The sequence below is a fragment of the Salipaludibacillus sp. CF4.18 genome, assembly GCF_051262595.1.
Classification (GTDB): domain Bacteria; phylum Bacillota; class Bacilli; order Bacillales; family Salisediminibacteriaceae; genus Salipaludibacillus; species Salipaludibacillus neizhouensis.
Genome location: NZ_JBIMEV010000037.1, coordinates 1 through 13596, shown reverse-complemented (window position 1 = coordinate 13596; position 13596 = coordinate 1). Strand labels below are relative to the sequence as shown.

The window sequence follows — 13596 nt, the reverse complement described above, 5'->3', positions numbered from 1 at the left end:
TGTTAAGCGTTTTCACGAAGTATAAAAAGGGGGCATTTCTGTGACAAAGGTGGCCATTGTTGTTATCTTACTCAATATCAACTTTACTGCATTGACATAATTCTATATGTTCATTATAATTCACGTGAAAGCGCTTAATAAATTGAATCATTAATAATTAATTGTTGACTAGGCTATCAAATTAGTTAAACCATTGACTTGAGGTGTATGGATTTGAAATTTTTTCACTCCTTATTTTTCAAACTTCTATTTTGCTTACTAGTGATTTCCATTATTCCTCTTAGTATTGTTGGATATATTACATACGAGAACGCTTCGAATAGCATGACAGAAAATTTAAATTACCATGCAGACTATATCTTGAAACAAAGAGTAGCATCCTTACACCAATTGCAAGATAATCTCGAACGATTAAGCAATGGAATTGTAACCAATCGCGTTTTCGCAGAATTCAGTGAAAATACTGATTACAAGAGAAATATGCAATTATATATAGAGCTGGATAAACTGTTAGTCAGTATTGAAAATATCTTACCATCTTTTAAAGGTATTACCATTATTAACGAAGAACATTTTATGTATTATTATGGCTATTCCATCGGATTAAATGTACAAGGCAAAGATATTATACAATCTGATTGGTATACCCATATAGAGAACCAACCCTTCCCAAAAATTTCTTCTTTGCACGACAGAAACTATAGTAATCAAGTCGATGCATCACCGGTTTATTCCTTTATCTATGAAGGATGGGATAAAAAATTGAGAAATCGAAGTGTTATCATTATCGATTTTACCGAAAAATTTATTTCAAAGATTCTTAATGTTTCAGAAGGAACAGTCGATATTACGGGATCTCTCATCTATAGTAACAATGAAATTGTCTATAGTACTGGTAATGAACTCCAATTAACCTATCAAGATATTTCATCTAATCCGTCAGGGACAATTATATCTGCGCCAAACGGACAAAATTATATTATTTACAAACAGGGAGTACCATCTTTTGGTTGGACGATTGTAGAATATTTTAATGTAGATAATCTATACCAACCAGTTTATGATATTCGTAATTTTTTCATATTTACGATAATTATCAGTGTCCTCATTTGTACAGGTGCTTCCTTATTTGTTACCAAGCAAATCTCTAGCCCCATTTACAAATTACAAAGAAAAATGCGCAAAGTTGAAAAAGGTAATTTCGAGGAGGAGTATATCACCAATTCAAAGGACGTGATTGGTGATCTAGCCAGCGGTTTCAACCACATGCTTGTTCAAATCAAAGGGTTAATTAAATCCGTTGAGAATGAGGAGAAATTAAAGAGAGAGGCAGAGGTTACGGCTCTACAGTTACAAATTAACCCGCATTTTATTTACAACACACTAGAAACAATTAATTCATTGGCACGCAAGAAAAAGGACTACGAAATTAGTCATCTTATTGTACTGTTAGGAAGATTACTACGTCTCAGTATTAACACGTTTAATGAAAAAATACCTGTTTCAAAAGAAATTAATTATATTCAATACTACTTGGAAATTCAGCAAAAGCGGATGCGTAGCACTCTTGTATTTGAAATTGATGTGGATCCTGTTCTCGATAATCAAAAAATCATAAAATGGATCTTACAACCAATTATTGAAAATGCCATTATACATGGAATTGACCCATTAAAAGGTGATGGTCGAATTGATATAACTGGGATAACAAAAGATAGTGAGATCATATTTTCCGTTAAAGACAACGGTGTTGGAATGAGTTTTGAACAAGTTAATCAAATAAGAGACCATTTAAATACTAACCCTTCAGAGCTTGCTAAATATAAAAATAAAATTGGCTTATATAATGTACAGGCACGAATTCACTTACATTATGGGGCAAGTTATGGTATTAAGGTATTTAGCGAACCACATGTTGGTACAGAATTTCAAATTATTATTCCAAGAAAGGAGCAGGACTTATGAATAAAATGCTTATCGTTGACGACGATTGGATTATTGCAGATAGTTTAAAACATATGGATGAATGGTTACACATGAATATAGATGTAGTAGGGACTGCTGAAAATGGTAAAGAAGCGTTGTTTTGGCTAGAAAAGGAAAACATCGATATTATTTTAACCGATATACGAATGCCTGAAATGGATGGTTTGAGTTTAACCAAACATATTTATGAAGCAAAAATAAAATCTAATATTATTATAATGAGCGGATTTGAAGAATTTAGTTATGCGAAAGAGGCATTGCGCTACAATGCAAGAGGTTATTTATTAAAACCTATTGACCACATGGAATTGTTTGATATTGTAAAAACCGTACAAGTAGAACATTTGTCAAAAAATATGCCAACAACTAATCTTCAAGACGAAATACGAAAACCAACTCAAACTCAGCAAGAAAGAATTATTACTTCAACATTGGCCTATATTCAAAGTAATTATATGGAATCGCTTTCTTTAAGAGAGTTAGCAGACCGTGTTCATTTAAGTGGCCATTATCTTGGACAATTGTTTAAAACAGTCACCGGTGAATCATTTTTGAAATATTTAACTGATATTCGAATGCAACAAGCTATTCAGCTATTAGAAAATCCTTTATTAAAAGTCTATGAAATTAGCGAAATGGTTGGATATACAGATTCAAAACACTTCATGAAAATTTTCAAAAAAACATACCGTACTACGCCAAAAGATTTTCGACAAAAACTATTAACTAAAACATAAGGAGGAAGATAACTATGGAGTAGTTACAACATATTGCTATTCTTAATGGTTTCATGCTATATACTCACCAACCCTCAGGTGTTTATCGTTCCGCCTAGTTATTTGCCATTTTCAATAAGTACCAAGTTTTCCTCAACTCTATTAATCAAGTCATTTGTAAGGAAGATCTGAAATACTTCCTTGACGTTCATTTTTAGTTCATTTGAAAGTGCTGTTGTCGAAATATATTTAACTTTGTTCGTAGTACTCACGTAAAATTCCCAAGTTGTATAAAATCCCCTATTTATATAATGCTTTTTATTAGGACCTCAATCAACCGTTTGAGGGGAATAGTTGTAGGGTACAGAGGGGACGGTTCCTCCGGTCAGCTATTGGTAATTCCAATCAACGCGATCGACTCCCAGTAAACTATCATCACAAGCGGTGAAAATCCGTCGCCATTGAACAAGGCAACGGGCACCCACTTTGTAAAAAGAGCTTAACATACTGGTTTTTTGAACTATTTTTATGTTTTTTTGCTCACATCATTTAAAACCCTTTTATTAAACTGAACCTAATGCGACACCTTCAGTTATTTGCTTAGAGAAAACAAAATAAATAATTAACATTGGTATAGTGGCTATCGATAAGACTGCAAACAATATGCCATGATCAATCCCCGAGTCACCAGAACTGATTTCTGCAATTGCCACTGGTAATGTTCTCGCACTTGGATTCGTTAATAAAACAGACGCAAACAAATACTCGCTCCAGATTGTAATTACATTGATGATCGCAATTGTACCCACACCGACTTTGTCATCGGTAGAGCGTAAGACCAAAAGATTCTTAACTCACTCCATCCGTCTATTCGTGCAGACTCTTCAACGGCTTTTGGGATGAGCTAATTGAGTTTAGCCGAGGAAAAGGAGCAAATCAGGCTGTTCAATGTGGCAAATTAGGAATAAAACTTATATGATAGATCCTTGATCTATTTAAAAGCTCTTCTCCGACTAGTATAGTGTCATAATTAATTGCTTGTCCCGAAGTATTTTGGCCGACTCAAAGATGCTTTTTCCATCAACCTTCGTCATTAAGCGGTAGAACTCAGTATCAATAAGGGATTGTCCATCTAGCTTTGCTTCATTAAAACAGGTATATACCTCCCGCAGTCTCGTTGATTTTGTTGGTCCTACAATCCGACATTATAAGATGACATATCCTAAGGCAACGTTAACGATTCGCGGAGATAGCACGATTCCCGTTCCCGGACTTTACGAGTTATGCGAATAACATCAGGCCGCCTTTGGGATTTGCTTAATAACTAATAATAAACTAACTACCAAAGCTCAGAAAATGAAGGAAAAACGCATAGAGACCATGCGAACACAACTCATCAAAATTGCTGGGAAAGTCATTCTTACCGGACGATATACGGTTGTCAAATTGTGTAATAGTTGTTTGTATCAAAAGGAATTTCGGAAAACACTTTTGAACATCCAAAAGCTTCCTCCTCTCCAATAAAATGACCGATAGTAATCATTAAACAACGTTGTTTTGTAAACATTTTTGTTTTATTGACATGCTCGAGAAGTGAAAGGCGCGACTCCAGCTGGAAAACAACAGCTCTTCAAATATCTTAGCAAAGTTATTTTTCGATCTTGTGGGACATATTAAAACGTTTCATACAGCGTTGAAGTCTTCGATGCCATTACACATCATTGACTCTACGACAAATTCCATTGAATATCCGGAAGTACAGTTGGGGAGCGAAGGAACGCGACCGTGGACAGTTAGAAGTCCTCGTGGATGATCCGAATGCGATGTACGTGTTTGATCGCGGATATCTTGATTATGAACGCTTTGATCGGATGACTGATGACGGATACTTTTTTGAATCTCACCTGAAAAAGGATACTGTGACTCGAGATATTTATGCATTTGACCCTGGAGTAGAAGAAAACATTCTCTCTGATAATTTGGTGTGGCTCGGTACGGTACAAAAACGAGCAGAAAATGTCTATCGTATCGTTGAAGTATAAGACGATAGCGGAATGACGCTCCGACTTATCACCAATTGATTTGACATCAGTCCAAAAGAAATCAGTGAGATGTACCGTTCACGTTTAAGGCTATTGAGTTGTTTTTCAAATGGCTGAAGCAACATGTTAAGATCAAAACGTTTTGTGGAGTGAGTGAAACAGCAGTATAAAATCAAGTATGAGTGCTTATTCCGATGCGCCTTTCAGGCTGCGTAACCGTTAGTAGCGAAGCCCGTGGAACTGTTTAGCGTCCGCTTGTGTTTTTTCACGTTTTTTACTCATAACCAGCTGTATCTCAAACAGTGAATAAATTAAACACCGATAGAAAAACTACTCTCAGAGGATTGGTGATTGAATGACGATTGGAATGTTTTTAGACCGTGATGGAGTGATCAACGAAGTATTAAGTCATCGAGTAAAGTTTGTGAACAAACCTGAGGATTTCTATTTATTGGATGGTGTTGGCGAAGCCATTAAATTGTTTAATGAGGAAGGGTTTAAGGTTTTTGTGGTCACGAATCAAGGAGGTATCGGACTTGGTTTTATGGAGGAAATGGCCTTGCAAAATGTACATAAAAAAATGCAGGATGATTTAGCTGTATATGGAGCCGAAATTGATGATATCGCTTATTGTCCCCATAAGCCACACGCTAAGTGTGCATGTCGCAAGCCGAAACCGCAAATGATTACTGACTTGGCAAAAAAATACGATATCGATTTAGAAAAAAGCTTCATGATCGGAGATAGAGAACCTGATATTGAAGCTGGAAAAGAAGCTGGTACTCAGACTATCCTTGTTGGAGACCGAAAAGAAAGACAGGCCGATGCTGACATGTACTTTCCCGATCTCCTTGCCGCTGCGTATTGGATTTGTAACAAATAAAAAGGGGCCTCATTGATTAATGAGAACCCCTTGAAAGACTTATAAAAATATAGGAATGAGCAATCCCGCCAGTAAGAGGATCAAGGCTCCGCCTAGTCTTGAAGCAATTTGAGCAAAAGGCATTAATTCCATTCTCTTCGAAGCAGAAAGTACGGCAACGTCACCGGTTCCACCCATGTTCGCCATACAAAGACCAGCAGTAATAGCTGATTCAATAGGATAGAAACCTACAAATTTTCCGACAATACCAGCTCCTATCGCTGCGCCTAGTACGACAGCTCCTACTATAAGGACATATTGTATGCTTAAGGCACCCAGAACTGCATTCAAGTCTGTATAAGCTACACCAATTCCAAAAAGTAAGGCAAGGGTAAATGTTTTTGCAACAAATTGATACCATTGACTTGCACCGTCCACGATATTTTTTGGAATAAGGTTGAATATTTTTGCCATTGCTACAAGTATGATCATTAGAGCATAAGGGTGTAATGGAATAAATCCACCAAGAATGTTCCCACTTACGAAGAATACCAATGCTGCAAGTAATCCCACGGCTAATTTTTGAATATCAAATGTTGATTCATTCTTCTCCATTTCAAACCCTTTTATTAATTGACCATTCCCAGTTAAAGACGGCATTTTGTTACCGAGTTTATTTAACAAACTTGCGAACACGATCGCAAATACATTGCCAAGCGCCAGAGCTGGAACTAACATAGAAATATAATAGCTTGGTGGATTGCCAAGAAACTCAGAATAAACTTGTGACATGGGAACGGCTCCTGCTCCCATACCGCCTCCCATAATTGGCAAGGTAATAACAAGAACTGCATCCTGCAGCGTAAATCCTGATAATGTTCCAACGAGTGCCGCCATTCCCATCGCTACAATAACAGCACCAATGATAGGTGCAAAATAACGGGCTCCGATTTTCACTAATATTTTCGAGTCCATTCCAAGAATGCTTCCGGTAATTAAAGCCGCAATATAGAAGTCCAGAAAACCTCCAGTTGTCATGAATCCATCCACAGAAGTCGTTACTGATTCAGGTAAGACACCACTGTAAACGAGATAAGCAGATCCAAATATCGCAACAATAGCGCCTCCGCCAAGAAAACTATTTATAATAGGTGTTCTGTCACCAATCCAACCAAGTGTTTCCCCTAATACGATCATCACCAACAGACTACCAATCATGCCTGCGGGAAGATTATCGGTATATATACTAACAATCGTTAATGCTAAAATCACAGCAAACCAGATTATCGGCATATGAAACACTTTGACTCCCTCTTTTGACTTTATCTCATATAAATTATCTTCGTTTTTATGATTTGTAAGTAATTTTTTTGCTGCCTCTACCATTTCACATTCCCCTTTCTGGAAAAGCTTTTTCATTTTAATGTCGTAAGTTTTTTTCTAGAAGGATCACCTATATATTGGAATCGCTTTCACTGATCTATTTATATCTTAAAGAATGTGACTAAATTGTGAAATGTTTTGTAACTTAAAAAAGGTTTTGTAATTAAAAAAAGCAACCGATTGGCTGCTTTTAAGAAAACGATCTATCTTATAGAGGAAGTTCAAATAGGTAAAAAAACTACCTTTTTGACCCTCCTCTTATAGAAATTTAGAGATGGCCGATTTATTTGATTCTTTATACGTATATAAGTAAGTTGGTCTCCCAACAGGTCCGTATGTCATTCTTTCTCCTAACACACCTATGTCATTTAGGAATTTTAAATACTTCCTCACCGATACTCTTGATATATTACTTTTCTCCGCAACTTCATCCGTTGAAAAAGCTTCTCCTTTCAATTCTTCCATTGCATTAAAAATAACTTGTAATGTACTTTTAGAAAGCCCTTTAGGCAAAAGACTCACTCTTTTTTCTCTTTGATGAAATATTTCGGAATCAAGTACATCCTGGTTTAAAGCACCTTGCTTATTTAACAAGTGAAACTTCCCTTTATACGTAGCCAAGGAATGATGGAATCTCTCAAATTCAAATGGTTTAATAATATAGTCAACAGCGCCATTCCTTAATGCTGTCTGGATAGAATCGACGTCCGTTGCTGCGGTAATAAGGATGACATCAATATTTTGCAGTTCATTATCTCTAATATCTTTTAAAAGCTCCAAACCGTTTTTTCCAGCCATATAAATATCCAACAATATGAGATCAATGGCAGTCGTTTTTATATACTCCATCGCAGAATCAAAAGAATTCGCGATACCAACTAAATGGAATCCGTCTATTTCTTCTAAATATTGTTTATTGAATTTTGCGACCATGGGATCATCTTCTACTATTAATACATTAATCAATCCCGTTCACCTCAATTTCATAGGGTATGCCCATTGTAAATACTGTTCCTTCCCCTTGAAAAGAATCAACCGTAAAGTTACCACCCAGTTTATCCATACTGTTTTTCAAAAGGAACAATCCGTAGCCTCTATTTTTCCCTTTCGTCGAAAACCCTTTTTCAAATATATGTGCTAAGTGCTGCCGTTTGATTCCAGGACCAGTATCTTCCACCTTTAATTTTAGCATTTCATGCTCATAACTTAGCTTCACATCAATCTGTTTCCTATCACTATCTGTTAAAGCTTCGATCACATTATCAATTAAATTTCCTAAAATTGTAATCAATTCGTGAGTAGTGTCACTTGATTTTGGAGATGGAATGTCCGTTTCATTTACAATGTTCAACGTTATCCCATTTTCCCTCGCATAACTAAGTTTACCGATCAGAAACCCTGCCAAAACTGGATCCTTTATATTTCTCGTCACGCTACCTATTTCATTGTTTTTATGATCGACTAATTCGCGTATATAATGAGATAATTCTTCGTAGGACCTATTTCTAACCAACCCGAGTATTACGTGAAACTTATTCATCACTTCATGTGATTGTGAACGAAGCGCTTCTGCATATAATTTCACACCACTTAACTGTTTAGCCATTTCATTCACTTCTGTTTTATCTCTAAAAGTAGAAATAGCACCAATGATTTGATTATCAACAATTAATGGTGTTCGATTAACGACAAATGACATCCCATTTATCGTTAACTCTGAATCAAGTTCGGAGTTCCCGGTTTGTAACACTTCTTCTAAACCATTTCTAGGCATATACTCGGTGATTTCCATTCCTATCGGGTCGTTTTTCAGTCCTGCTTTTGCAAACAATTGTAATCCCGATTTATTAACGAGCGTAATTCTAGCATCTTTATCCACCGCAATAATACCTTCACGTACAGATTGAAGCATCGTATTTCTTTCTTCAAACGTTTTTGCGATTGTAAATGGTTCTAATCCGTAGAGAATCTTCTTTATGTAATTAGCAATGAGTAAGGCACCTATAATCCCTGTGATGATTCCGAATAGCGATCCTATAATGAGATTTTTATGACTTTCATCCAAGGTTTGCTCTACATTTTCTAAAGAAATCCCCACCGCTACAGCGCCTAATTGCTCATTATCTTCACTCATAACCGGTGTAAATGAACGTAGAGAGGTTTCCAAAGTCCCCTTGGAAATGGAACTGTACTCCTGTCCCATTAAGGCATTTGCTTCATCTTCTCCCTCGAATGGTAAGCCTACCAAATCATCGTTCGGGTGAGAATAGCGAATCCCATTCATGTCCATCACGACGATAAATAGTACTCCTGAGGTCGACCTTATATCATTTGCAAACAGCTGTATGTTTTCAGGCGTTTCCTCTGCCAAACCTTGTTGCACCGTTTCTGATTCAGCCACAATTCTTGCTACCGTTAATGCTTTTTCTTCTTGATCATCCATAATTTGATCACTGATCGTATTGCTTACGAGAACATCTGTGATCAATAATGAAATTGCTACTACAATAATAACAAGACATATAATAATTGAACGTAGTTTAAACTTTCTTCTCAGCAATGCATCCACACTCACTCCACTCACCGTAAAATATCGTTAGAATCATTATACAATAGATTATAAATGAAGGTTGTTTTCTATAGAATTGAGCTTTAATTAGAACGAGAAGTACTTGAATCAGCTCCAAGCAACGCAGAAAAAGACGGACTCTTTTTAACAAAAGTCCGTCTTTATCGTCGTTAAATTTATCATTAGTTAATCAATTTTATGAATGACTTGATTTTGCTCCTTCGTTCCTCATCCTTTATTTAATAATGAAAGGACTCGATATTCGTAAGGTCCAATCTCTAATCGTCCCGCTGAAATCATCTCTTCTGTTAAACGATCCAATGCTTTAACTGGAACGGTCACACTTCCACCTTCTCCATCCATATTGACAATCACCCACGATTGTTTGCCTTCATCATCGATTCGCGGTGCGACAATCGTTCCTTTCGTCACATCCGTTCGCACACTTACTCCTGCTTCTGTTGCATAATGATCTATGAGTTTTATTAATAAGGAATCCCCCTCTTCACCAACAGGTAAAGAACCGATGTGAACTATTTTCCCTTTTCCAACTTTCGATTCTGTTATGAAGGCCTTTCCATCTGAGTTGCCTCCTGCAATCGTACCGACAGCCGTTTGCTCATCATATTCAAACACCGTACTCCATAACCCTAACGGTGCTTTTTCACCAAATGCATGACCGACTGAGCCGGTTCCATCCATCGGATATGTGTATAACGCTTCGATCCCGGCGATTTCTTCAAGCTCTCCGAGTGCGGCATTTGTATGAATCGTATGCTCTTTCGTTCGTCCACCACTCAGAGGCCCAACGATCCATGTTCCACCACTTTTCACAAAATCAACAGCCCGCTTTCGATATTCATCTGAAATATACGGCAAGAATGGTGTAAATAATAGCTTATAGTCTTGTAAGCTTTCCTTTTCTGGAATCAAATTACGATGAACTCCTAATGAGACAAAATGGTTATAAAAATTCGTCACTAATGACCTGAAATCCATTTGCTGGTGAGGCTCCGTTTGAAAGAATGCGTTTGCCTGATCCGAATACGTTATCGCGATGTCCGCTTGCTGGGGCTTTGTTGCAACCATAAATGGCTCCACTTTCTTTCTCATCTCTTCCACTTCTAAGACACTTTGAAAACCGACCGTTGGCTTCCCCCAAGCACTAATCACCGAACCATGTGGTTGCTCACACCCTGCTCGTTGCTGTCTCCATAACCAATAACAAAAAGCTTCTCCACCTAGCGCATACGAAGCAATCGCCTCTGCTCGTAAATAACCATTTGCATGTGGACTTGCATAGCTCTCAAGCGAAGCAGCATGTGACGTGCTCGTTTCCATAATCCAAAAGTCTCGACCTTTTTTAAAGTTACGCCACAGATCACAATTCATTAAATAGGATGCTTTATTCTCTTGTGATGCATATGTATCAAACGAAGCAAAGTCTAGATTTTCAAATAAACGTTCATTATCAACTGAAAATGGAACATTACTATTATGAGTAATCGGGGCGTCTGAATATTGCCGAATAATTTCGGCCTGACTATCAGAAAACTCCGCTATCTTTTCCATTGAAAACTGGCGATACATCGTACTTAATGAAGAATTATGCAAAAATGGAGCAGGACCAGGCTGTGGCACTTGATCAAACGAATGGTAATATTGACTCCAAATCTTCGTTCCCCACGCCTCATTTAGCTGTTCAATCGTTTCGTAGCGCTCCTCTAACCATTGGTGCCATAAAGTACGACATTGCTCACACATACATTCACTCACATGACATTTAAATTCGTTATCAATTTGCCAACCAATCACTCCTGGCAATGAACCAACTGCTTTGGCAATATGTTCTGTAATCTCATTTGCTTTCTTTCGAAAGTACGGATGATTCGTACAAGTATGCTGACGCGAACCATGTCCCATTACGGTGCGGTCCTGACTGACATACATTCGCTCAGGGTGGTTATGAGTGAACCAGATAGGAGGAGTTGGCGTCGGCGTACACATCACCGTCTCGATCCCGTTTTCATGTAGCTTATGAACAATATCTACAAAAACACATATGTCGATATTGCCTTCTTCCTGCTCCATCGTATGCCAAGCGAACTCCCCCATTCGCGCTACGTTAATGCCTGCTTCCTTCATGAGGTGAATATCCTCTTCAATCACCTTTTCATTCCAAAGCTCAGGATAATATGCTGCTCCATGGTATAGCTTTTTTGCCATTTGTATCACTCCAAATTGTTTGATTTAACCCTTAAATTGAATACGCTTACTTTTTATTGTATAATACTTGATTTCAATTACATCTTAACGAATATTATAGGGTACTAGAATATTCATCATTTTAAACCTTCCATTCTTCCGAACATATTGAACTTAACAACGTTCTCATTTCAAGCTTTGCATTACCCATCTATTTAAAAATTTTATCATGTACAATACATGGTGTCTAATTAAGAAAGCTCTAAAAACCTTTGATAATCAACGGAAATGAGTACCTGGAAAAAACAACCCCATTTCCCCAATAGACAGCACCTGTAATAATAGGGGCTGCGAATAACACTAAGAGGGTTGAAGTACTTTAGTTCACAAAGACTCTTTATAAGTAACTAAAAAAGGGGGGAACAAAGAACCAATTATTAAAATAAAAATAGCTATCCCAAGTGTCACAATAATGTTGCTAAAATGGGACAGGAAGTTACCGAAGATAAGCATTGGAAGAATAGTAAAGGAGACAAAAATCAATCTACCTGGAATTGTTATCTTATGTATCGTACCGCATTCTTACTCCAACTAAATTGTGCATTGCAGTTCTCACATTTTTGCAAAACAAAATCACCTCAATTTTTTTCTGAATTCTCTAAGATATTTTATTCAAACTTTGTTAACCTGCCATTTCAAGAAAATAGTGAATGAAAGAACAACAACTCCTTATTCCATTTTTGCATTTCTTTAGTTCAATAACCAATTATTCAACCACTATTTTACTTGCAACTTTATTATCAATTGAGTTATTTTCTCCATTATCTATGATCCAAATATCAACATTTAGGTCCTTCTTTAATTCAGAAAAATTATCAACTTCTCCTAAAAATACGGTTTCATCATCTATCAAAATTTCATAAGTAGGATACGTAGCCTCTGGGTCAACGTCATCTGTTCCCACTAAAATACTTGCGTTTTTCACTTCCAAAATAACACCGTTAAAATCCGAACCGTTTCCACATCCAACTAATATTAAAAATAAAAATCCCACTAAAAAGACTATGATAATACGCATTGAAAACCTCCTATAATAATGTTTGACGTTCAACAAAGCTTTTAAGTTTCAACAGAGTTTTGTTCAACATAACTGCTTCGGTTCCATTTTTTCAAAACCCAAAAAGCACTCAGAGATAGTGATATATCAATATCCCTTAGTGCTTTATAGAGAAATTTAATTAGACAAGGCTACATCATGTATCGATTGTACAAACACACCAACCGGCTGTATATATATCTTAATTATAATATACTAGAATCAACATTATTTGACCCAAAGTTATCAAGCAATGCACGCACTTCATCTGTTGACGCTGTGTTCATCATTTGATTTCTTAATTTACTCGCCCCTCGAAACCCACGCACATATATCTTAAAAAAACGATGAAGAGGTTTGAATGGACGCGGTTCAAATTCCTTTGAATAGTGATCATGGAGGTCAAGCTGTAGTCTTAAGAGATCCAGAAATTCTTCACTACTATGCTCTTTCGGCTCCTTTTCAAAGGCAAATGGATTTGTAAAAATACCACGCCCAATCATAACCCCATCAACACCGTATTGATGAACGAGGTCCAAGCCAGTTTGACGATCAGGAATATCCCCATTGATCGTCAAAAGTGTATCTGGTGCCACATGATCACGAAGTTTCTTAATCTCCGGAATCAGTTCCCAATGAGCATCCACACTACTCATTTCCTTTTTTGTACGCAGATGAATAGAAAGATTTGCGATGTCTTGCTTCAATATGTGTGTAAGCCAGCCGCGCCATTCGTT

At 36.9% G+C, this 13596-nt stretch carries 12 protein-coding genes and 1 pseudogene; 5 read left to right on the top strand and 8 right to left on the bottom strand.

Annotated features, from left to right (window positions below):
• The first annotated feature begins 213 nt into the window (after positions 1-213).
• Positions 214-1965 (top strand): sensor histidine kinase, encoded by a 1752-nt coding sequence (locus ACHABW_RS18205; RefSeq protein WP_435757344.1) that lies wholly within the window; start codon positions 214-216, stop codon positions 1963-1965.
• Complete coding sequence (locus ACHABW_RS18200) at positions 1962-2723, top strand: response regulator transcription factor (RefSeq protein WP_435757342.1); 762 nt, start codon at positions 1962-1964, stop codon at positions 2721-2723. The genes ACHABW_RS18205 and ACHABW_RS18200 overlap by 4 nt, the downstream gene beginning before the upstream one ends.
• Before the next feature lie 542 nt (positions 2724-3265).
• Here ACHABW_RS18200 and ACHABW_RS18195 read toward each other — a convergent pair.
• Together ACHABW_RS18195 and ACHABW_RS18190 are read right to left on the bottom strand one after the other, a co-directional pair.
• Positions 3266-3544, bottom strand: a complete 279-nt coding sequence (locus ACHABW_RS18195; RefSeq protein ID WP_435757340.1) for a hypothetical protein — start codon at positions 3542-3544, stop codon at positions 3266-3268.
• A 195-nt stretch (positions 3545-3739) separates the two neighbouring features.
• A pseudogene (locus tag ACHABW_RS18190) lies at positions 3740-3841 on the bottom strand (hypothetical protein); the annotation flags it as partial.
• Positions 3842-4013: 172 nt separating this feature from the next.
• Here ACHABW_RS18190 and ACHABW_RS18185 point away from each other — a divergent pair.
• The 3 genes from ACHABW_RS18185 to ACHABW_RS18175 all read left to right on the top strand — a co-directional run bounded on the left by ACHABW_RS18185 (position 4014) and on the right by ACHABW_RS18175 (position 5627).
• On the top strand, positions 4014-4226 hold the full coding sequence (locus tag ACHABW_RS18185; RefSeq protein WP_435757390.1) for a transposase: 213 nt from the start codon (positions 4014-4016) through the stop codon (positions 4224-4226).
• Positions 4227-4444: 218 nt separating this feature from the next.
• Positions 4445-4744, top strand: coding sequence for a hypothetical protein (locus tag ACHABW_RS18180; protein WP_435757338.1), 300 nt, complete (start codon positions 4445-4447; stop codon positions 4742-4744).
• Positions 4745-5099: 355 nt separating this feature from the next.
• Positions 5100-5627 (top strand): D-glycero-alpha-D-manno-heptose-1,7-bisphosphate 7-phosphatase, encoded by a 528-nt coding sequence (locus ACHABW_RS18175; protein ID WP_435757336.1) that lies wholly within the window; start codon positions 5100-5102, stop codon positions 5625-5627.
• Positions 5628-5666: 39 nt separating this feature from the next.
• On the opposite strand, the gene ACHABW_RS18170 is transcribed toward ACHABW_RS18175, so the two are convergent.
• From ACHABW_RS18170 to ACHABW_RS18145, 6 genes are all read right to left on the bottom strand, one after another.
• Complete coding sequence (locus ACHABW_RS18170; RefSeq protein ID WP_435757334.1) at positions 5667-6992, bottom strand: 2-hydroxycarboxylate transporter family protein; 1326 nt, start codon at positions 6990-6992, stop codon at positions 5667-5669.
• A 255-nt stretch (positions 6993-7247) separates the two neighbouring features.
• Complete coding sequence (locus ACHABW_RS18165; protein ID WP_435757332.1) at positions 7248-7955, bottom strand: response regulator; 708 nt, start codon at positions 7953-7955, stop codon at positions 7248-7250.
• Positions 7948-9573: a DcuS/MalK family sensor histidine kinase gene (gene dcuS / locus ACHABW_RS18160; RefSeq protein WP_435757330.1), complete on the bottom strand. Its 1626-nt coding sequence runs from the start codon at positions 9571-9573 to the stop codon at positions 7948-7950. The genes ACHABW_RS18165 and dcuS overlap by 8 nt, the downstream gene beginning before the upstream one ends.
• Before the next feature lie 213 nt (positions 9574-9786).
• A complete protein-coding gene (locus ACHABW_RS18155) occupies positions 9787-11784 on the bottom strand; it encodes a beta-galactosidase (RefSeq protein WP_435757328.1) in 1998 nt (665 codons plus the stop codon).
• Between the two features lie 745 nt (positions 11785-12529).
• The gene (locus tag ACHABW_RS18150; RefSeq protein WP_435757326.1) at positions 12530-12841 is read right to left on the bottom strand and encodes a hypothetical protein; all 312 of its coding nucleotides are present in this window, start codon (positions 12839-12841) and stop codon (positions 12530-12532) included.
• A 224-nt stretch (positions 12842-13065) separates the two neighbouring features.
• Positions 13066-13596 (bottom strand): tRNA-dihydrouridine synthase (locus ACHABW_RS18145; protein WP_435757324.1); only part of this gene is annotated, 531 nt, incomplete at its 5' end.

Excerpts from the sequence above, each read along its gene's own strand:
- ACHABW_RS18175 (WP_435757336.1), top strand. The coding sequence starts at position 5,100 with ATGACGATTGGAATGTTTTTAGACCGTGATGGAGTGATCAACGAAGTA.
- ACHABW_RS18150 (WP_435757326.1), bottom strand. The coding sequence starts at position 12,841 with ATGCGTATTATCATAGTCTTTTTAGTGGGATTTTTATTTTTAATATTA.
- ACHABW_RS18200 (WP_435757342.1), top strand. The coding sequence starts at position 1,962 with ATGAATAAAATGCTTATCGTTGACGACGATTGGATTATTGCAGATAGT.
- ACHABW_RS18170 (WP_435757334.1), bottom strand. The coding sequence starts at position 6,992 with ATGGTAGAGGCAGCAAAAAAATTACTTACAAATCATAAAAACGAAGAT.
- ACHABW_RS18155 (WP_435757328.1), bottom strand. The coding sequence starts at position 11,784 with ATGGCAAAAAAGCTATACCATGGAGCAGCATATTATCCTGAGCTTTGG.